At 35.0% G+C, this 19,510-nt stretch carries 22 protein-coding genes and 1 other RNA gene; 18 read left to right on the top strand and 5 right to left on the bottom strand.

The features are described 5' to 3' along the window. Positions 1–951, top strand: a complete 951-nt coding sequence (gene whiA / locus ACMGE6_RS01075) for a DNA-binding protein WhiA (RefSeq protein WP_414044732.1) — start codon at positions 1–3, stop codon at positions 949–951. A gap of 119 nt (positions 952–1,070) precedes the next feature. Here the strand turns inward: whiA and ACMGE6_RS01070 are convergent, their stop codons facing one another. Then, positions 1,071–2,474: an alkaline phosphatase gene (locus tag ACMGE6_RS01070; RefSeq protein ID WP_414054127.1), complete on the bottom strand. Its 1,404-nt coding sequence runs from the start codon at positions 2,472–2,474 to the stop codon at positions 1,071–1,073. Positions 2,475–2,626: 152 nt separating this feature from the next. After that, a complete protein-coding gene (gene clpP / locus ACMGE6_RS01065) occupies positions 2,627–3,217 on the bottom strand; it encodes an ATP-dependent Clp endopeptidase proteolytic subunit ClpP (RefSeq protein WP_414044731.1) in 591 nt (196 codons plus the stop codon). A 207-nt stretch (positions 3,218–3,424) separates the two neighbouring features. Between clpP and ACMGE6_RS01060 the strand changes: the two genes are divergently transcribed. From ACMGE6_RS01060 to smpB, 11 genes are all read left to right on the top strand, one after another. Further along, positions 3,425–3,667: a glutaredoxin family protein gene (locus ACMGE6_RS01060; RefSeq protein WP_414054126.1), complete on the top strand. Its 243-nt coding sequence runs from the start codon at positions 3,425–3,427 to the stop codon at positions 3,665–3,667. A gap of 147 nt (positions 3,668–3,814) precedes the next feature. Further along, on the top strand, positions 3,815–4,840 hold the full coding sequence (locus tag ACMGE6_RS01055; RefSeq protein ID WP_414044729.1) for a sugar-binding transcriptional regulator: 1,026 nt from the start codon (positions 3,815–3,817) through the stop codon (positions 4,838–4,840). A gap of 243 nt (positions 4,841–5,083) precedes the next feature. Further along, a complete protein-coding gene (gene gap, locus ACMGE6_RS01050) occupies positions 5,084–6,097 on the top strand; it encodes a type I glyceraldehyde-3-phosphate dehydrogenase (protein WP_414054125.1) in 1,014 nt (337 codons plus the stop codon). 114 nt (positions 6,098–6,211) lie between these two features. Beyond that, positions 6,212–7,402: a phosphoglycerate kinase gene (locus ACMGE6_RS01045; protein ID WP_414054124.1), complete on the top strand. Its 1,191-nt coding sequence runs from the start codon at positions 6,212–6,214 to the stop codon at positions 7,400–7,402. Positions 7,403–7,418: 16 nt separating this feature from the next. Further along, positions 7,419–8,168, top strand: coding sequence for a triose-phosphate isomerase (gene tpiA / locus ACMGE6_RS01040; protein WP_414054123.1), 750 nt, complete (start codon positions 7,419–7,421; stop codon positions 8,166–8,168). Next, on the top strand, positions 8,168–9,700 hold the full coding sequence (gpmI, locus tag ACMGE6_RS01035; RefSeq protein WP_414054122.1) for a 2,3-bisphosphoglycerate-independent phosphoglycerate mutase: 1,533 nt from the start codon (positions 8,168–8,170) through the stop codon (positions 9,698–9,700). Before tpiA ends, gpmI begins: the two co-directional genes overlap by 1 nt. A gap of 108 nt (positions 9,701–9,808) precedes the next feature. After that, positions 9,809–11,113, top strand: a complete 1,305-nt coding sequence (gene eno / locus ACMGE6_RS01030) for a phosphopyruvate hydratase (protein WP_414054121.1) — start codon at positions 9,809–9,811, stop codon at positions 11,111–11,113. Positions 11,114–11,236: 123 nt separating this feature from the next. Further along, positions 11,237–11,470, top strand: coding sequence for a preprotein translocase subunit SecG (gene secG, locus ACMGE6_RS01025; protein ID WP_414044723.1), 234 nt, complete (start codon positions 11,237–11,239; stop codon positions 11,468–11,470). An 86-nt stretch (positions 11,471–11,556) separates the two neighbouring features. After that, positions 11,557–12,297: an alpha/beta hydrolase gene (locus ACMGE6_RS01020; RefSeq protein WP_414054120.1), complete on the top strand. Its 741-nt coding sequence runs from the start codon at positions 11,557–11,559 to the stop codon at positions 12,295–12,297. A 16-nt stretch (positions 12,298–12,313) separates the two neighbouring features. Then, positions 12,314–14,650 carry a ribonuclease R gene (gene rnr / locus ACMGE6_RS01015; RefSeq protein ID WP_414054119.1) on the top strand — a complete coding sequence of 779 codons (2,337 nt, stop codon included), beginning with the start codon at positions 12,314–12,316 and terminating at the stop codon, positions 14,648–14,650. A gap of 10 nt (positions 14,651–14,660) precedes the next feature. Continuing rightward, on the top strand, positions 14,661–15,128 hold the full coding sequence (gene smpB / locus ACMGE6_RS01010) for an SsrA-binding protein SmpB (protein WP_414054118.1): 468 nt from the start codon (positions 14,661–14,663) through the stop codon (positions 15,126–15,128). Between the two features lie 98 nt (positions 15,129–15,226). On the opposite strand, the gene ssrA is transcribed toward smpB, so the two are convergent. Beyond that, positions 15,227–15,585, bottom strand: a transfer-messenger RNA (tmRNA) gene (ssrA, locus tag ACMGE6_RS01005). An 86-nt stretch (positions 15,586–15,671) separates the two neighbouring features. Further along, a complete protein-coding gene (locus tag ACMGE6_RS01000; RefSeq protein WP_414047807.1) occupies positions 15,672–15,932 on the bottom strand; it encodes a hypothetical protein in 261 nt (86 codons plus the stop codon). A gap of 196 nt (positions 15,933–16,128) precedes the next feature. Here ACMGE6_RS01000 and aroD point away from each other — a divergent pair, with 196 nt between their 5' ends. Next, positions 16,129–16,851, top strand: coding sequence for a type I 3-dehydroquinate dehydratase (gene aroD, locus ACMGE6_RS00995; protein ID WP_414054117.1), 723 nt, complete (start codon positions 16,129–16,131; stop codon positions 16,849–16,851). A 63-nt stretch (positions 16,852–16,914) separates the two neighbouring features. Continuing rightward, on the top strand, positions 16,915–17,448 hold the full coding sequence (locus ACMGE6_RS00990) for a nitroreductase family protein (RefSeq protein ID WP_414054116.1): 534 nt from the start codon (positions 16,915–16,917) through the stop codon (positions 17,446–17,448). A 36-nt stretch (positions 17,449–17,484) separates the two neighbouring features. Here the strand turns inward: ACMGE6_RS00990 and ACMGE6_RS00985 are convergent, their stop codons facing one another. Then, positions 17,485–17,805 (bottom strand): thioredoxin family protein, encoded by a 321-nt coding sequence (locus ACMGE6_RS00985; RefSeq protein WP_414044715.1) that lies wholly within the window; start codon positions 17,803–17,805, stop codon positions 17,485–17,487. A 133-nt stretch (positions 17,806–17,938) separates the two neighbouring features. On the opposite strand from ACMGE6_RS00985, the gene ACMGE6_RS00980 reads away from it, so the two are divergent. From ACMGE6_RS00980 to ACMGE6_RS00965, 4 genes are all read left to right on the top strand, one after another. After that, positions 17,939–18,292: a Spx/MgsR family RNA polymerase-binding regulatory protein gene (locus ACMGE6_RS00980; protein ID WP_414044714.1), complete on the top strand. Its 354-nt coding sequence runs from the start codon at positions 17,939–17,941 to the stop codon at positions 18,290–18,292. Between the two features lie 71 nt (positions 18,293–18,363). Beyond that, complete coding sequence (gene gcvH / locus ACMGE6_RS00975) at positions 18,364–18,732, top strand: glycine cleavage system protein GcvH (protein ID WP_414044713.1); 369 nt, start codon at positions 18,364–18,366, stop codon at positions 18,730–18,732. 92 nt (positions 18,733–18,824) lie between these two features. Next, positions 18,825–19,214, top strand: a complete 390-nt coding sequence (locus ACMGE6_RS00970; RefSeq protein ID WP_414054115.1) for a toprim domain-containing protein — start codon at positions 18,825–18,827, stop codon at positions 19,212–19,214. Then, a complete protein-coding gene (locus tag ACMGE6_RS00965; protein WP_414044711.1) occupies positions 19,204–19,491 on the top strand; it encodes a thioredoxin family protein in 288 nt (95 codons plus the stop codon). The genes ACMGE6_RS00970 and ACMGE6_RS00965 overlap by 11 nt, the downstream gene beginning before the upstream one ends. Positions 19,492–19,510 lie beyond the last annotated feature (19 nt).

Genomic DNA, 19,510 nt, shown 5'->3' with positions numbered 1-19,510 from the left:
GTGTCATTTGCCTCAGAAATGAAAAATGAATTAACACGTATCGAATCTGATATGTGTTGTAGTAAAGCAGAACTATCAGCACTGATACGAATGAACGGTAATTTAAGCATTCAGGAAATGAAATGGGTGATTAATGTACAGTCTGAAAATGCAGCTATAGCAAGAAGAGTCTATAGCTTAACGAAAAAGATATTTGGCGTAGATATTGAATTGCTCGTTCGTAAAAAAATGAAACTCAAAAAAAATAATGTATATATTTGCCGTATAAAAATGAAAACAAAAGAAATACTGGATGAGTTAAAAATATTGACGGACGGTGAATTTAAACAAATTGTAGATACATCACTTGTAGCAGATGAATGTTGTAAACGTAGTTACTTGCGAGGCGCATTTCTAGCAGGAGGATCAGTCAATAATCCGGAAACGTCTTCATATCACCTTGAAATATTTTCTTTATACGAAAGTCATTCTTTAGGTTTGACAGCATTGATGAATGAGTATGAATTGAATGCAAAGACGTTAGAACGTAAAAAAGGATATATAACTTATTTGAAAGAAGCTGAAAAAATCTCAGAGTTTTTAAGTATCATTGGCGGATACCAAGCATTACTGAAGTTTGAAGATGTACGAATAGTAAGAGATATGCGAAATTCTGTTAATCGACTTGTAAACTGTGAAACAGCTAATTTGAATAAAACAATTAGTGCAGCAATGCGCCAAGTTGAAAATATTAAACTCATTGATCAGGAGATTGGTATTGATGAATTACCAGTCAGACTAAGAGAAATTGCTAGACTGCGCGTATTACATCAGGATATTTCTTTAAAGGAACTAGGGGAGATGGTATCAACTGGTGTGATTTCAAAGTCAGGTGTAAATCATCGTCTAAGAAAACTAGATGAAATTGCTGACAAGCTGCGTGCAGGTGAGCAAATTGAATTAAAGAAATAACTTTTTGAATTTAAAATTTCTACATTTCACTCATTTGAAAGAAGTAAAGAAAACCGAGCTGAGCAACAAATCACATTGATTTGTTACTCAGCTCGGTTTTGGTATGTTACGTTGTTATATTATTTTTTTAAGAATGATTTAATATTTGTAGCATTTTGGATGTTGTGTTGAACACCAGCGAACTTCTCACGACCAGGACCGTAAGCATAAACATGAATTTCTTCCCCAGTATGAACTAATGAACCCCATGCAGCATTTGCACGAACATCAACAACCTTATTAATTGCTTTTAAAGTTGCAGCTTGATCTTTTGATTTCGCAGCATCAACGATTGCTTGACGCTCTTCAGCTGAAAGATCTTTGATTTTGATGTTGTCGTTGATTAATTTCTCAATATCCGCACCGTCTTTAACTAATTCAGTTGATAATCCTTCGTGCGTCATCTTCATGTCTTTAACAACTTTTGGATGGAATTCGTATTTATCGCCTGTTCCTACTGATAAACCACCCGTAGCATGGTCAGCTAAAGCGATAACTAAAGTGTTACAATCTTTTTTAGCGAAGTTTACTGCTGATTGATATGCTTTATCAAATGCAGCGATTTCACTCATCATACCCGTTAGATCATTCGCATGTCCTGACCAGTCTGGTTGAGAACCTTCAACCATTAAGAAGAAACCTTTTTTATTTTTAGATAATTTGCTGATTGCAGTATCAGTCATTTCTTTTAAAGATGGTTCTTCAGGTTTTTTGTCGATATCTTTACTCATTGCTGATGGTGCAAATAATCCGATCATACGACTAGCTTTAGAATTTTTTTCTTTTAACATTGCTTCACGTGTAGTTACATATTTGAATTTAGAACGTTTTTCTAATTTTTTTACTAAGTCTAAAGTCACTTTACCATTCTCATCTTTTTGTTTGAAGAAATCAACACCACCACCAAGCATTACGTCGACGATTGGACGTGTATACTTACCAACTTTCACTGTACGTGTCATTTGTTTAGCGATATCCATTTCATTCTTACGTGACTCATTATGTGCTGCAAATACCGCAGGAGTGGCATGTGTTAATTCACTCGTAGCTACTAAACCAGTAGAACGACCAGCTTTTTTGTATGCTTCTAAAACGGTTTCAACAGGCTTTTTATTCTTATCAACTGAAATAGCACCATTAAAAGTTCTAACGCCTGTTGCTAATGCCGAACCAGCAGCCCCTGAATCAGTGATGTTTAATTTTTCATCATCACTGATTGTTAATTGAGAACCCACTAAATATTGATCAAAGAAAATTTTGTCTAAACCAGGTTTAGATTCATTATCTTTGTAGTAACGGTAAGCACCTAACTGAGAAATACCCATTCCGTCACCAATCATTAAAATAACATTTTTAGGTGTTTTTGAACAAGTTGCTTTTTTGGCTGAAGCTGCATCTGCAGTTTGAGCGTTAAAAGGAATAACAGTTGATGCTACCGTTGTTGCAATTAAAGTTGATGCTGCAATTGACTTAAAATTTACCATTTGAGTGAATCCTCCTAATATTTGATACTTTAACTATATCAGTGGATTATAAATTTTATGTAGACAATGTGTAAATTGTTTGTAAAAAATTGATTTAATTATGTAAATAAAAATACCAATCTGATAATACAGATTGGCAAAAACTATATTTATTATTTTTCTTCAATAGGATGCATCACTTCATCGATTAATCCATATTCTTTTGCTTCATCAGCAGATAAGAAGTTGTCACGGTCAGTATCTTTTTCGATTTTTTCAATAGGTTGACCAGTGCGTTCTGATAAAATACGGTTAAGTTTTTCACGCGTTTTTAAGATGTGACGGGCAGCGATTTCAATTTCAGTTGCTTGTCCTTCTGCACCACCTAATGGTTGATGAATCATGACTTCTGAATTAGGTAACGCAAAACGTTTTCCTTTAGCACCGGCAGCTAATAAGAATGAGCCCATTGATGCAGCCATTCCGACACAAATTGTTTGTACATCTGGTTTAATATGTTGCATTGTATCATATATTGCCATACCTGCAGTGACACTTCCGCCCGGTGAATTGATGTAAAGGTAGATATCTTTTTCAGCATCCTGAGCTTGTAAAAATAATAACTGTGAAACAATTGAGTTCGCAACGTTGTCATCAATTGCTGATCCCAGCATAATAATTCTATCTTTAAGTAAGCGTGAATAGATATCGTAAGCACGCTCACCACGGTTTGTTGATTCAATTACTGTTGGTATTAAATTCATGTTAATTGCCTCCTTGTTTACTGTTAAAAATAATATACACTATAACGTCAAATATAGTCAAAGATTTAAAACTGACTAACCATAATATTATTCCGTTAATAATTGTCTTACTACTATTATAATAGTAGTAGTTATATAAAGATAGTAAAGTGAAATATATTGTTTTACGTTTAAAATGATTTAATTATATAAGTAGAGGTGACTGTAATGAACGAAGTAATTTTATACACTCAACCCAATTGCGGTTTGTGCAACGATGCCAAAATTCAACTTGAAATTGCTCATGAAGATGTGGCGCTGAAAGTTGAAGAGATTAATATTCAATTGAATGATGCTTTAAATGAACTATATTGTATACGCGTACCGGTTTTGGTTGATCGTAAAAACAAACAAGTTATACAAGAGGGGCAAATAGATTTTGTAACCATCATTGATTATTTCAGCAAATAAATACTTACTTATTTATGTAAACGTTTTAATTATTCTAAATACTTGCAAAACAATAGAATGCTTGTTATTATTGCTTTGTAACGTAAGTGGTTTTTTGACCCGTGCGGGACGAATATTGACCAATAATTCGATTAAAGGAGGAGTCTTATGAATCACTTGTTACAGGTTCAACAACTTTTGATTCCCGATTTAATTGAAAAGATGTATCGTCGGTATTTAATTCTTGATTCAATTGCTCTGCATCATCAAATAGGACGTCGTGCTTTAAGCGATATCCTATTAATCAGTGAAAGAGTATTGCGTACAGAGATTGAAATTCTCAAAGCACAAGGTCTTGTCAGAATTTCAACAAAGGGTATGACGATTACTGAAGAAGGTAAGAGTCTGATTCATCAACTGCAACCTTTAATGGAGGGCTATGCAGCGCTGGAAAGTTTGTCAAAGCAAATTAAAGAATACTATAATTTGAATGAAGTGATTGTAGTAAATGGCAATGTTGATACCGATTTTATCGTCAAAGATAGATTGGGTGAGGCTGCTAGCAATGTTTTACATCGTATTGTAAAGGATAATGATATAGTATCTGTTACTGGTGGTTCAACGATGTTGAGTGTTGCAAATCAATTAAAGCCTTTTAATAAACAAATTACCTTTACACCAGCACGTGGTGGGTTAGGAGAGGAGTTATCTTTTCAGGCGAATGCCATCGTTCAGCAGATGGCGAGCCACGCTAAATGCCAATTTGAGGTATTATATGTTCCTGATCAGGTTAGTGATGAGGCTTACCATACACTTGTCAATGAACCTTCCGTTAAACGGGTAGTTAAACATATAAAGCATGCTGATGTACTGGTTCATGGTATAGGTGATGCGCTTAAAATGGCAAAACGCAGACATTCATCTGAAAAAGATATCCAGGCTTTAAAAGAACAACAAGCGGTAGCTGAAGCATTTGGTTACTACTTTAATGCTCAAGGTGAGATTGTTCATAAAGTTCGAACGATAGGCATACAACTTGAGGATATTAATGAATCGATGAATGTAATAGCAGTGGCTGGCGGTACAACGAAACAGCATGCCATCGAAGCTTACTTAAAAGTTGCACCGAAACATACGATATTAATTATTGATTCAGCTGTTGCACATTGGTTGATTAAGCAAATGAAGCAATAATTATTATGGTTTTTAGTTTAATTTTAAGATTGGATTTAAGGTTTTTAAATATTGATAAAAAATTTTATATGCGTAATATTTTTATTTGAATGTTGATTATGGTTATAATAAAGGTGTTATTGTATTTCGTAATATTCAGTAAATTTTTATACAATTTATATAGATATTACATTTGTAAACAATGGATTTACTTAGGGTGTCCCCTAATAAAATAAAAAAGATATATAAAGGAGGCCATTATTCATGGCAGTAAAAGTAGCAATCAACGGTTTTGGTAGAATTGGACGTTTAGCATTCAGAAGATTACAAGAGGTTGAAGGTATCGATGTAGTTGCAGTAAACGATTTAACTGATGATAAAATGTTAGCGCATTTATTAAAATATGATACTACTCAAGGTCGCTTTAAAGAAGAAGTTGAAGTTATCGAAGGTGGTTTCCGTGTTAATGGCCGTGAAATCAAATCATTCGAAAATCCTAATCCAGCCGAATTACCATGGGGAGAATTAGAAATTGATGTCGTTTTAGAATGTACTGGTTTCTTTACAGATAAAGAAAAAGCACAAGCGCATATTACTGCAGGTGCAAAAAAAGTATTAATTTCTGCACCAGCTAAAGGGGATTTAAAAACTGTAGTATATAATGTTAACCATGATGTACTTGATGGTTCAGAAGAAATCGTTTCAGGTGCTTCTTGTACAACGAACTGTTTAGCACCTATGGCTAAAGTTTTAAATGATGAGTTCGGAATTATCGAAGGTTTAATGATGACAGTTCACGCATATACTGGTGACCAAAATACTTTAGATGCGCCACATGCGAAAGGTGATTTCCGTCGTGCGCGTGCAGCTGCTAACAACATCGTTCCTAACTCAACAGGTGCTGCTAAAGCAATCGGTTTAGTTATTCCTGAATTAAAAGGTAAATTAGATGGTTCAGCACAACGTGTTCCAGTTCCTACAGGTTCAGTAACTGAGTTAACAACAATCCTTGAAAAAGAAGTTTCAGTTGAAGAAGTTAACGCTGCGATGAAAGCTGCTACTAACGAATCATTCGGTTATACTGAAGATGAAATCGTATCTTCTGATATCATCGGTATTACTTACGGTTCAATGTTCGACGCAACTCAAACTCGTGTAATGACTGTTGGTGAACACCAAATGGTTAAAACAGTTGCATGGTACGATAACGAAATGAGTTACACTGCTCAATTAGTACGTACTTTAGAATTTTTAGCTGAGCAAGCACAAGCTAAATAATAATGACACGCGTAAGCGGGAGAAGATTACGCTTCTCCCGCTTATTTTATTATTAGTATTTCATTGCTATAATATATATCGTAAGGACTAATATTTTTATAGGGGGCCATCAAAATGGTTAAAAAAATTGTTTCAGATTTAGACTTAAAAGACAAAAAAGTTCTAGTGCGTGCGGATTTCAATGTACCGATGAAAGATGGTGCGATTACGAATGACAATCGTATTGTAGAAGCATTACCTACTATTAAATATATTATTGAACAAGGTGGTAAAGTTATTTTATTCTCTCACTTAGGTAAAGTGAAAGCTGAAGAGGATAAAGCGAAGTTATCATTACAACCTGTAGCAACACGTTTATCTGAATTATTAGGGAAAGACGTGAAATTCGTCGCTGAAACACGTGGTGAAGCATTAGAATCAGCAATTAGTGAATTAAATGCTGGTGATGTATTGTTATTTGAAAATACACGCTTTGAAGATTTAGACGGTAAGAAAGAAAGTAAAAATGATCCTGAACTAGGTAAATACTGGGCTTCTTTAGGTGATGTGTTTGTAAATGACGCCTTTGGTACAGCACACCGTGAGCATGCTTCAAACGTTGGTGTAGCAACGCACGTAGACACTGCTGCTGGATTTTTAATGGAGAAAGAAATTAAGTTTATCGGTGGCGTTGTTGAAAATCCAGAACGTCCATTTGTTGCAATTTTAGGTGGTGCAAAAGTTTCAGATAAGATTGGCGTGATTGAAAACTTATTAAAAGTTGCTGATAAAGTATTAATAGGCGGCGGAATGGCATATACATTCTTAAAAGCACAAGGTAAAGAAATTGGTCAATCATTATTAGAAGAAGATAAGATTGAACTTGCAAATGATTTATTAGCACGTGGTGCAGATAAAATTGTATTACCTGTTGATGCTGTCGTAACGAAAGAGTTCTCTAATGATGGAGAAATTTCAACTGTATCAGTTGATGATATTCCTCAAGATCTTCAAGCGTTAGATATTGGACCAGAAACAGTTGAATTATTCAAAAAAGAATTAACAGGTGCTAAAACTGTTGTATGGAATGGACCAATGGGTGTTTTTGAAATGAGTAACTTTGCAAAAGGTACTATCGGTGTATGTGAAGCTATCGCTCATTTAGAAGGCTCAACAACAATTATCGGTGGTGGAGATTCAGCTGCTGCAGCTCAAGATTTAGGATTTGCAGATAAATTCACGCACATCTCTACAGGTGGCGGAGCTTCATTAGAATATTTAGAAGGTAAAGAATTACCGGGAATTAAATCAATTTCTGAAAAATAAAAAGGTGGATGTTAATATGAGAAAACCAATTATTGCAGGTAACTGGAAAATGAACAAAACTGTAAAAGAAGCAAAAGATTTTGTTACAAAATTACCCGCATTACCAAGTACTGAGAGTGTTGATGCAGTAATCTGTGCACCAGCAATCCAATTAGATGCTTTAGTAAGTGCAAATGTTGAAGGTTTAAATATTGGTGCTCAAAACTGTTATTTCGAAGACAATGGTGCGTTTACAGGTGAAACTTCACCTGCGGCACTAAAAGACTTAGGTGTTAAATACGTTGTTTTAGGTCACTCAGAACGTCGTGAATATTTTGGCGAAACAGATGAAGATGTGAACAAAAAAGCATTAGCAGTATTTAAACATGGTATGACACCGATCATTTGCTGTGGTGAAACAGATGAAGAACGTGAATCAGGTCAATTTGAAGCACGTGTGGGATCGCAAGTAAAAAATGCTTTAAAAGGTTTCACAGAAGAACAAGCAAAATCAGCAGTGATTGCTTATGAACCAATCTGGGCAATCGGTACAGGTAAGTCTGCTACTAGTGAAGACGCTGAGTCTTCTTGTAAATTTGTACGTTCAGTTGTAGAACAAGAATTTAATACAGAAGTAGCTCAAGCGGTTCGTATTCAATATGGTGGTTCAGTTAAACCTGAAAACATTAAAGAATATATGGCAAATGAAAACATCGATGGTGCATTAGTCGGTGGAGCTTCTTTAGAAGTTGATTCATTCGTAAAATTGTTAGAAGGTGCTAATTAATGAAAAGCCCTACAGCATTAATCATTTTAGATGGATTTGCTTGTCGAAAAGAAACATTCGGTAATGCAGTCGCACAAGCAAATAAACCTAATTTTGATCGTTATTACAACCAATACCCTCATGAGCAATTAAAAGCTTGTGGGCTTGATGTTGGATTACCAGAAGGACAAATGGGTAACTCTGAAGTAGGTCACTTAAATATTGGTGCAGGACGTATTGTTTATCAATCACTTACACGTATTAATAAATCGATTCAAGATGGTGACTTTTTTACAAATGAAGTTTTACTTAATGCAATGAAGCATGTAAAAGAACATGATTCAGCATTACATCTGATGGGATTACTGTCAGATGGTGGCGTTCACAGTCATTATGAACACTTATTTGCATTATTAAAACTTGCTAAAGATCAAGGCGTTGAAAAAGTTTATGTGCATGCCTTTTTAGATGGACGTGACGTGGGTCAACAAACAGCATTACAATTCGTTGAAGAAACAGAACGTCAGTTTGAAGCAATTGGCGTCGGTCAATTTGCTTCAGTTTCAGGTAGATATTATGCAATGGATAGAGATAAACGCTGGGACCGTGAACAATTAGCATATGATGCGATGACTTATGGAAAAGGTGTCGAATACAAGACTGCTAAAGAAGGTATTGAAGCAAGTTATGCTGAAGGCGTAAATGATGAATTCGTTGTGCCATTTGTTGTAAAAGACAATGAAGTTGGTTCTGAAAACACAGGCGTTAATGATGGCGATGCGATGATTTTCTTCAATTTCCGTCCGGACCGAGCTGCTCAATTATCTGAAGTATATACGAATGAAGAATTTGATGGCTTTAAAATGGATAAACGTTTAATTGGTATCAAGTTCGTTACATTTACAAAATATAACGATCAAGTTAAAGCTGATGTTGTATTTGAAAAAGAAGATTTAGTAAATACGATTGGTGAAGTAGCAAGTAAAAATGGTTTAAAACAATTACGTATTGCTGAAACAGAGAAGTATCCACACGTAACGTATTTCATGAGTGGTGGCCGAAATGAAGAATTCGATGGAGAACGTCGTGTATTAATTGATTCTCCAAAAGTTGCAACATATGACTTAAAGCCTGAAATGAGTGCTTATGAAGTGCGTGATGCTTTACTTGCAGAACTTGATAAAGGAGATTTAGATTTAGTTTTATTAAACTTTGCAAATCCTGACATGGTAGGGCATTCTGGTATGCTGGAGCCAACCATTAAAGCAATCGAAGCAGTAGATGAATGTTTAGGTGCAGTAGTAGATAAGATTTTAGAAATGGGTGGAACAGCTGTTATCACTGCTGACCATGGTAATTCTGATGAAGTGTTAACAATCGATGGTCATCCGATGACAGCACATACAACAAATCCAGTTCCAGTGATTGTTACACGTGAAGGCGTAACATTGCACAGTGGTGGTCGATTAGCAGACTTATCACCAACGTTAATAGATTTACTAGGCGTTGAAAAGCCAGTTGAAATGACTGGAGAATCATTAATTCAGAAATAATCCATATTTGAATAAATAGTATTACTAAAATTAATTTATTTAATTGATTATTCCGATTAAATCGTGAATAATAAAATAGAAAATATAACAAACAAAGGAGTTTTACACATGCCAATTATTACAGATGTTTATGCACGCGAAGTACTAGATTCAAGAGGTAACCCAACAATTGAGGTTGAAGTATTTACTGAAAGTGGCGCATTAGGACGTGCGTTAGTGCCATCTGGTGCTTCTACTGGTGAACACGAAGCAGTAGAATTACGTGATGGAGATAATGCGCGTTACCTAGGTAAAGGTGTATTAAAAGCAGTTGAAAACGTTAATGAAATTATTGCACCAGAAATTATTGAAGGTGACTTCTCTGTATTAGATCAAGTTTCAATCGATAAAATGATGGTTGCCTTAGATGGTACTGAAAATAAAGGTAAATTAGGTGCGAATGCTATTTTGGGTGTTTCTATGGCTGTAGCGCGTGCTGCTGCTGAATATTTAGGTATGCCATTATATAAATATTTAGGTGGATTTAACGGGACACAATTACCAGTGCCTATGATGAACATCGTTAACGGTGGTTCTCACTCAGATGCACCGATCGCATTCCAGGAGTTTATGGTATTACCTGTAGGTGCGCCAAACTTTAAAGAAGCACTACGCTGGGGAGCAGAAATCTTCCATAACTTAGCGAAAATCTTAAAATCACGTGGTTTAGTTACAGCTGTTGGTGATGAAGGTGGATTTGCACCTACATTTGAAGGTACTGAAGATGCTGTTGAGACAATCTTAGAAGCAATCAAAGCTGCGGGTCTTGAGCCAGGTAAAGATGTATACTTAGGATTTGACTGTGCATCTTCTGAATTCTATGAAGGTGGCGTGTATGACTACACGAAATTCGAAGGTGAAAAAGGTGCGAAACGTAGTTCTGCTGAACAAGTAGATTACTTAGAAGAATTAGTGAATAAATATCCAATCATCTCAATCGAGGATGGTATGGATGAAAACGACTGGGAAGGCTGGAAAGCTTTAACTGAACGTATCGGTGATAAAGTTCAATTAGTAGGTGACGACCTGTTCGTTACAAACACTAAAATTTTAGAACGTGGTATCAAAGAAGGTGTGGGTAACTCAATTTTAATTAAAGTTAACCAAATCGGTACTTTAACTGAAACATTTGAGGCGATTGAAATGGCTCAAAAAGCAGGATATACTGCAGTTGTTTCTCACCGTTCTGGAGAAACTGAAGATACAACAATTGCTGATATCGCAGTTGCTACAAATGCGGGTCAAATCAAAACGGGTTCATTATCTCGTACTGATCGTATTGCAAAATACAATCAATTATTACGTATCGAAGATGAATTATTTGAAACAGCTAAATATGAAGGATTAAATTCTTTCTATAATATCAATAAATAACAATTAAACTTATAGTCTATACATTTGAGGAGGAACGTAACGTGCGTTCCTTTTCTTATGTTTCTTTTTACATATGAATATGTTAATATTATATGAGTTATTAGAAATTGAGGAGGACCATCAATGAATACTTTACTTACAGTATTACTGATTATTGATTGTCTTGTACTGATTACAGTCGTTCTTTTACAGGAAGGTAAAAGTAATGGTTTATCAGGAGCAATTAGTGGTGGAGCTGAACAATTATTCGGAAAACAAAAACAACGTGGTGTGGATCTAATTTTAAATAGAATTACGATTGTTGCGTCTGTTTTACTTTTCTTAATTACAATTGCAATCGGTTATTTTGGTATGTAAAAGTGAGTCCGGACAGTCAGTTCGGACTCTTTTATTTTTATTTTTACCTTAAAACACATACAATATGATTATAAGGAGTTTTATATATGAGAATACAATTACCAAAACCTTTTTTATTTGAAGAAGGAAAAAGAGCAGTTTTATTACTTCATGGATTTACTGGAAATTCTTCTGATGTACGTCAGTTAGCACGTTTCTTACAGAAAGAAGGATATACGTGCTATGCACCTCATTATGAGGGGCACGGTGTGCCGCCTGAAGAGTTACTTGCGTCCAGTCCGCATGTATGGTGGAGTCAGGTTACTGAAGCATATGACCTGCTAAAATCTAAAGGTTACGATGATATCGCAGTAGCGGGTGTTTCACTAGGAGGCGTCTTCAGTTTAAAATTGAGCCAGTATAGAGATGTAGTTGGTGTAGGAACATTTTGTTCACCCATGCATATTAAAACGACAGGCACAATGTTTGAAGGTGTACTAGCATATGCACGTGAATTTAAAAAACGTGAAGGTAAATCACCAGAACAGATTGAAAGTGAAATGAAGGCATTTCATCCTACTTCGATGTTAGAAGAATTACAATCAACATTAGCAGAAATCAGACCGACACTTGGCAACGTTTATGCACCTTTATTTGTTGGACAAGGTCGTTTAGATACGATGATAGATCCAGATTCAGCTAATATTATCTATAATGAATCTGAAAGTGAAGAAAAAGAAATACATTGGTATGAGAAAAGTGGCCATGTTGTTACGATAGATGTTGAGAAAGAACAATTATTTAATGATTTTCTCACATTTTTAGAGTCATTGGAGTGGTCAAATTAAAAAGGAGGCTATATTTATGCATCTGTTTGAAGAAGAAGTTATTGCATATTTACAATCTTTAAAGGGAAATGCAATTACAGTAGAAGAAGTCGAAAAACACCTTGGTTTAAAAGATGCAGATGACTTTAAAGGTCTCGTGAAAACATTGGTTGCGCTAGAACAGACTGGTAGAATTAGTCGTACGAAAAATGATAAATACTTTATTCCGGGTGCTCCTGGAGATTTAGTACAAGGTACTTTGAGTCAGCATAAAAAAGGATTTGCTTTTGTGCGTCCTGAAAATGAAGCGATAGAAGATGTCTTCATTCCACCGAATAAAATAAATCGCGCAATGGACGGAGATACAGTGTTAGTGAGTGTATCTAAAGCGAGTGATGGACGTAATGAAGGTGAAGTAAAAGTAATACAGAAACGTGCGATTACGCAAGTAGTGGGTACGTATACCGAAGCAAGACATTTTGGCTTTGTCTTACCAGATGACAAACGCATCACGCAGGATATATTTATTCCTAAGGGTAAAAATTTAGGTGCTGTAGAAGGACATAAAGTGTTAGTTGAACTCACGCAGTATGCCGATGGAACAAATAATCCTGAAGGTATGGTTAAGGCGATATTAGGACATAAAAATGATCCGGGGGTAGATATTCTTTCTATCATCTACAATCATGGAATTAATATTGATTTCAGTCCTGCTACAATTGAAGAAGCAAACAGAGTGCCGGATGAGATTGATGCTAAAGATTATCAGCATCGTGTAGATTTACGAGATGTCCTAACAATTACGATTGACGGGGCAGATGCTAAGGACTTAGATGATGCGATTAGCGTTGAGAAGTTAGATAACGGTAACTATAATTTAATTGTGTCGATAGCAGATGTAAGTCACTATGTGACCGAGGGATCAATGCTGGATCAGGATGCTTATGAACGTGGTACAAGTGTTTATTTAGTTGACCGTGTGATTCCTATGATACCGCATCGTTTAAGTAATGGCATTTGTTCATTAAATCCAAAAGTAGATCGCTTAACGTTAAGTTGTGAAATGGAAATAGACCACACTGGACATGTCGTTAATCATTCAATATACCAGAGTGTAATAAATTCAGATGAACGCATGACGTATGATGCAGTGAATCAAATTTTAGAAGATAACGATGAAATACTTATTCATGAGTATCAACATGTCTATGAAATGTTGAAACATGCTAAAGCATTAGCAGATATACTGAAACAAATGCGTGTAAAGCGTGGAGAAATCGACTTCGATTTGAAAGAAGCGAAGATTCTTGTAGATGATGTGGGTGTACCTAAAGAAGTTGTTATTCGTGAACGAGGAACAGGTGAACGCCTGATTGAATCATTTATGTTAATGGCCAATGAAACTGTAGCAGAGCATTTTGCGAAATTAAAAGTGCCATTTCTTTATCGAATACACGAAGAACCTAAAGCAGACCGCTTGAAGCGATTCTTTGAGTTTATAACAAACTTCGGTCTGATTATTAAAGGTGGAACAGAAAATATTCACCCTAAAACATTGCAGAATATTGGTGAAGAAATAAAAGGGAAGCCAGAAGAACTCGTAATTTCTACGCTAATGTTACGTTCAATGCAGCAAGCCAAATATTCGGAACAAAATTTAGGACACTTTGGTTTATCAGCTGAATACTATACACATTTCACCTCTCCAATCCGACGTTATCCAGATTTGATTGTTCATCGATTAATTCGTAAATACTTAATTGAGAAATCAATGAATGAAGAACAGAAAGAATTATGGGAAGATAAATTAGTTGATATTGGAGAACATACATCAAAACGTGAACGACGTGCAATTGACGCAGAACGAGATACTGATGATCTTAAGAAAGCTGAGTATATGATTCAACACTTAGGTGAAGAATTTGAAGGTATTATTAGTTCAGTTGCTAATTTCGGAATGTTTGTCGAATTGGAGAATACGATTGAAGGTATGGTTCATAATTCTAATATGACGGATGATTATTATCACTTTGATGAACGCCATATGGCCATGATTGGTGAGAGACACGGTAAAGTTTTTAAAATCGGTCAAAGAGTGAAAGTTAAAGTAGTTAATGTAAATGTCGATGAACGTATGATTGATTTTGCAATTGTAGGCATGGATATGACAAAGATTGAAAGAAAAATAAAAGAAGTAAAAATAAAAGCTGAACGTAAAGCTGGAAACACACAATCAAACCAGAAACCTCGCAAAAAGGGTCGAGGTAAAGCGGCCGGTGAAAAATTCAGTAAAGCAGCAAAGAAAAATGGTGGGAAAAAGCCGTTCTATAAATCAAAAGCTGTGAAAAATGCACGCCGAGGTAAAAAGAAATAGAGGTGAAGTCATGCCAAAAGGTGATGGAAAAACACTCGCACAAAATAGAAAGGCGAGTCATGATTATACGATTGAAGAAACATTTGAAGCGGGTATCGTCTTACAAGGTACAGAAATTAAATCTATTCGACGTGGTAGTGCGAACTTAAAAGACTCTTATGCGAGAGTCTATAACGGCGAAATGTATGTGTATAATATGCATATTGCGCCTTATGAAGAAGGAAATAGATTTAATCATGATCCACTTAGAACACGCAAGTTACTTATGAAGCGTAAACAAATAGATAAGCTATTTGGACAGACACGTGAGCAAGGCTATGCATTAGTACCTCTAAAGTTATATATAAAAAATGGATACTGTAAAATGCTAATTGGCCTAGCCAAAGGTAAGAAAGACTATGATAAACGTCATGCATTAAAAGCTAAAGAAGCGAAACGAGAAATGGATCGCGCGATGAAAGAACGTGCAAACTACTAATCAATGGATTAGTAGTTTTTTTGTTTGTTCTTACAATTAGGGGCCAAAGCGCGTTCACAAAAATAAAAACCGCTCAACCATGCGGTTAAGCGATTTATGTATGGAGACGGCGGGAGTCGAACCCGCGTCCAAAGATCCTGCAATTGATACTTCTACGTGTGTAGTCCAGTTATTAAGTTTTCACGTTACATCTGAAAACGGACATCCTAATGTAACGCTAGCCCGATTAATCTCTTACGAACAGACTCCAGGCGGAAGTGTTCGTCGTATCCTACTAAAGTTGAACCTCTACATTAAGCACATAGGCGATGCTTAAGAGAGGTGCAGAGTGCGATTAGGCAGCTACTGCGAAATTGTTTGTTTTGCCAGTTATTATAACTGTTGTGTTGATGACGAAGACAACCCTCCGACACGCTATACCAACCCAAGTGACCCCTGTCGAATCCGTAACGCCCCCGAGATAGTATTATAAAATAACTAGCATATTTAAATATAACAAAATCGAAATATATTATCAACAAAAAAGCATAATTCAAAATTGAACTATGCCAGCTGATGGATATTGATTGTTCTGGCGTTCTCATCAATATCGACACGTATCTGATTATTGTTGTTCTTGTTTTTAAACGTCACATGCTTATCCTTATTAATCTTATATTCGATCACGTCCATAATACTATGACTTTTATAGATAGGCTTGGTAATTGCGATATAATTTTTGTTCTCAACAAGACGTATAGCGATTTTTGTATGGTTATCTACTTTCCAGCCTGGAATAGTTTTTAAATCAAAGATTTTTTTCATTTCTCTTCCTCCATCATTTAAATTCAGCTGTGTTCCAAAATAAATTCTTTTGAATTTAAATTATGGGTATAATTGATACAATTTATTGAACAAGTACGGTAGAATAGATGTAAGAAACTGTTCAATAATTAACAGCACCTTTCTATTTTACCATACTTTCACTGTTATTATTGGATTGACTAGAGGAGGACAAATAATGGCAGAGCAAAGTAATGCAATTCCAAAGGTAATATTAACCTTATCAAACATTAAAGATGGAGATATTCTGGCTGAAGCAGCTCAATATAAAGATTATTTTGATATTGTAGAGTATCGTGCAGATTTAGCCGACACAACTGTGAACGGTCACGAAGAAGAAATAAAAATTATCAAAGAAAAATTGCCGGACAAACAAATATTATTTACATATCGCACAGAAGATAACGATGGAAAGTCTAAAATTTCTATGGACGCATATTTTGAGCTGGTGAAAGAAGTAATCGAAAAAAAATTATGTGATATCATCGATCTTGAATTAATGATGTATGAAGATTATATGGATAAGTTAATAGTACTAGCACGTGCTAATGATATATTAGTACTGATTAGTCATCATGAATATGAATTTACGCCACGAACGAAAGATATGCTAGCAATATACAATCGCATGATTCAGCTGAAAGCAGATTATTGTAAATTAGCAGTTAAGCCTCATGATGGTAAGGACGTACTCAATCTTATGTCGGTGGTATATGAAACGAAACAAAACTGTGAACTAAATATAATTGGTATTGCCATGGATGATATCGGCAAAATTACACGTGTTGCATGTGGTGTATTTGGTTCTTCTATGACATTTGGATATGTTGGGAAACCTGTTGCACCGGGACAAATTCATGTGAAAGACCTACACGATCAGATTACGCTTTATCAATCTTAATTTACAAATAATGAACTCTTCCTTATAATTGATAATAGTTATCAGTTATAAGGGGGGTTTTTTATGGAATTAAAAGATGCAATAATGAATAGACGAAGTATTAAACAATATAGTGATTCAACAGTGGATGATGAAAGTGTAAGACGTGCAATAGATCTTGCAACATATGCACCTAATCATGGTATGCGTGAACCGTGGCGTATATTATGGGTTAAGAAGGATAGAATCAAAGAATATGCTGCTGCATTTGGTGAGGTAGCATTTAAAAATAATGAAGAAAAAATTAATACAAATATTGAGAAGTCCTCACAATTAGCAGGTATACTCATCGTGATTGGTCCACGTGATAGACGCCAAAAAGAAAATCTGGAAGACATATTGGCGATAGGTGGGTTCATACAGACATTGTCTTTAGCATTATATGCTGAGGGCATAGGGAGTTGCATTAAAACGCAACCACCTTTATTGCATCCTAAGTTGTCTGAGCATCTTGGTTGTAAGGCGGATGAAATGATTTACTGTGCGATAAACTTAACAGCACAAACAGAAGCTGAACTAAAGCAACGTAAAAAAATCGATTTAACAACAGAATATTAAAAAATTCCCGGCATTAAAAACGCCGGGAATTTGAAGTTATTTAAGATTTTCTGACAAGAATGCTTTAACTGATTCTGGAGTTTTAGCATTAGCTGAATGTAAATGTGCTAATTTTTCACCTTTTTCAAAGATTAACAGACTTGGAATACCCATGACTTCATTTTCGTCTGCAGCTTCAGGCACTTGATCACGGTTAATTTTATACCATGTATAATCATTGTACTCATCTACAATTGGATCAATCCAGAAATCCATACGTGTGCAATCAGGGCACCAGTCAGCAAAAAATTTCACGATTACTTTTTCATCTTGGTTTATGATTTCTTTAAATTCTTCATATTGGCTAATTGTTCTCATACTAATAACCTCACATTATTTTTTATATATTAATTATATACCTTTTTATTGAATTATTAAACGATAAGAATCGATGTTGTAACTGATTTAAAAAATTGCTAATATTAGGTTAACTTAACAAGGAGGCTACACGATGATTAAATTTTATCAATTACCAAATTGCAGTACTTGTAGAAAAGCGGCAAAATATCTTGAAACACATGGGGTAAGTTTTGAACCGATAAATATCGTTGAATTAACGCCCACATCACAAGAGTTTAAAAAAATAGTTGAAGATACAAACGTGGATATAGATTTATTATTTAATAAACAAGGTGCTAAGTTTAAGGCTTTAAATTTAAAGGATACATTAAGTGATAAATCATTTGAAGAAAAGCTAGATCTACTTTCATCTGACGGTATGCTGGTGAAAAGACCCCTTGCAGTCAATGGAGAAAAGATTACACTTGGCTTTAAAGAAAAAGAATACGAGGCAACTTGGCTATAAAATGATTGAATAAACGCTTACATTATGTCATTATTATAGTGATAGTACTTTAATTAAACGGAGGGTTAATCATGTCAAACTTAAAATTTTCAAAAGATCACGAATGGGTTAAATCAGAAGATAACGTAAAAACAATTGGTATTACAGATTTCGCACAATCAGAGTTAGGTGATATCGTATTCGTTGAATTACCGGAAGTAGGAGATGAAATCGAAGTTGGTGCTCCATTTGGTAGCGTTGAATCAGTAAAAACTGTTTCAGAATTATATGCTCCAATTTCAGGTAAAGTTATTGAAGTTAACTCAGAATTAGAAGATTCACCTGAATTAGTTAACGAATCTGCAATGGATCAAGCTTGGATGATTAAAGTTGAAGCTGATGATGCTGGTTTAGATGAATTATTAGACCAAGCACAATATGATGAAATGATTAATGCATAAATGTTATAATTTCCTTGATAATATTATTATCAAGGAAATTTTTTAATTTACGCCAGTAAAACTTAATACAATATGATAAAAAGGTGATGGACATGTCTGTAATTACTAAAGTTATCGTAGTTGAAGGAAAACGTGACAAGATGAGATTACAAGAAGTTTTGACGGAACCTGTACATATTATTTGCACGAATGGTACTATGGGAATTGGTAAATTAGACGATATGATTGAAGATTTGTATCATCAAAAAGTCTATATCATGACAGATAGTGATAAAGCGGGTCATAAAATCAGAGCCTGGTTTAAACGCCATTTAAGCGAAAGTAATCATATTCATATTGATCCTAAATATGGTGAAGTGGGCAATTGTCCACGTGACTATTTAGCGAGGGTTTTAACAAAACATCAGTTTGATGTAGATGAGCGATATCAGTGGAAAGGTAAGTCTTTGAATTATGAGTTTAGACAGGCTTTTGCAATTTAATATAACGAACAAACCCTTTATTTTATTTGGGTATACTCCTTTTTGTGGTACATGTAAACTCGCTGAAAAAATGCTGGATATCACTGCAGCATCCATGCAAGTTGAAGTCATTAAGGTTGACCTGAATTATTATGAAGAACTTTGTACTACGTATGAAATACAAAGTGTTCCTGTTATGCTATTTGTTGTTGATAAAGAAGTAAAGCAAATTTCATATCGGTTTGAATCAGTGACAACTTTGTATGAAAATATTAATTTACTGTTGACGAATGCATAAAACTATTTTAAGATTAAGA

The organism is Macrococcus equi, assembly GCF_047426745.1.
Taxonomy (GTDB): domain Bacteria; phylum Bacillota; class Bacilli; order Staphylococcales; family Staphylococcaceae; genus Macrococcoides; species Macrococcoides equi.
Note: the sequence above shows the minus strand (reverse complement) of the source record. Positions and strands in the feature narration are given on the sequence as shown.

Bases quoted from the DNA above. Each gene is read 5' to 3' on its own strand.
- ACMGE6_RS00970 (WP_414054115.1), top strand. From the start codon at position 18,825: ATGTCTGTAATTACTAAAGTTATCGTAGTTGAAGGAAAACGTGACAAG.
- clpP (WP_414044731.1), bottom strand. From the start codon at position 3,217: ATGAATTTAATACCAACAGTAATTGAATCAACAAACCGTGGTGAGCGT.
- secG (WP_414044723.1), top strand. From the start codon at position 11,237: ATGAATACTTTACTTACAGTATTACTGATTATTGATTGTCTTGTACTG.
- ACMGE6_RS01020 (WP_414054120.1), top strand. From the start codon at position 11,557: ATGAGAATACAATTACCAAAACCTTTTTTATTTGAAGAAGGAAAAAGA.
- ACMGE6_RS01070 (WP_414054127.1), bottom strand. From the start codon at position 2,474: ATGGTAAATTTTAAGTCAATTGCAGCATCAACTTTAATTGCAACAACG.
- ACMGE6_RS01060 (WP_414054126.1), top strand. From the start codon at position 3,425: ATGAACGAAGTAATTTTATACACTCAACCCAATTGCGGTTTGTGCAAC.
- ACMGE6_RS00990 (WP_414054116.1), top strand. From the start codon at position 16,915: ATGGAATTAAAAGATGCAATAATGAATAGACGAAGTATTAAACAATAT.
- rnr (WP_414054119.1), top strand. From the start codon at position 12,314: ATGCATCTGTTTGAAGAAGAAGTTATTGCATATTTACAATCTTTAAAG.
- ACMGE6_RS00980 (WP_414044714.1), top strand. From the start codon at position 17,939: ATGATTAAATTTTATCAATTACCAAATTGCAGTACTTGTAGAAAAGCG.
- eno (WP_414054121.1), top strand. From the start codon at position 9,809: ATGCCAATTATTACAGATGTTTATGCACGCGAAGTACTAGATTCAAGA.
- ACMGE6_RS01045 (WP_414054124.1), top strand. From the start codon at position 6,212: ATGGTTAAAAAAATTGTTTCAGATTTAGACTTAAAAGACAAAAAAGTT.
- tpiA (WP_414054123.1), top strand. From the start codon at position 7,419: ATGAGAAAACCAATTATTGCAGGTAACTGGAAAATGAACAAAACTGTA.
- aroD (WP_414054117.1), top strand. From the start codon at position 16,129: ATGGCAGAGCAAAGTAATGCAATTCCAAAGGTAATATTAACCTTATCA.
- ACMGE6_RS01055 (WP_414044729.1), top strand. From the start codon at position 3,815: ATGAATCACTTGTTACAGGTTCAACAACTTTTGATTCCCGATTTAATT.
- gpmI (WP_414054122.1), top strand. From the start codon at position 8,168: ATGAAAAGCCCTACAGCATTAATCATTTTAGATGGATTTGCTTGTCGA.
- smpB (WP_414054118.1), top strand. From the start codon at position 14,661: ATGCCAAAAGGTGATGGAAAAACACTCGCACAAAATAGAAAGGCGAGT.
- gcvH (WP_414044713.1), top strand. From the start codon at position 18,364: ATGTCAAACTTAAAATTTTCAAAAGATCACGAATGGGTTAAATCAGAA.
- gap (WP_414054125.1), top strand. From the start codon at position 5,084: ATGGCAGTAAAAGTAGCAATCAACGGTTTTGGTAGAATTGGACGTTTA.
- ACMGE6_RS00985 (WP_414044715.1), bottom strand. From the start codon at position 17,805: ATGAGAACAATTAGCCAATATGAAGAATTTAAAGAAATCATAAACCAA.
- ACMGE6_RS01000 (WP_414047807.1), bottom strand. From the start codon at position 15,932: ATGAAAAAAATCTTTGATTTAAAAACTATTCCAGGCTGGAAAGTAGAT.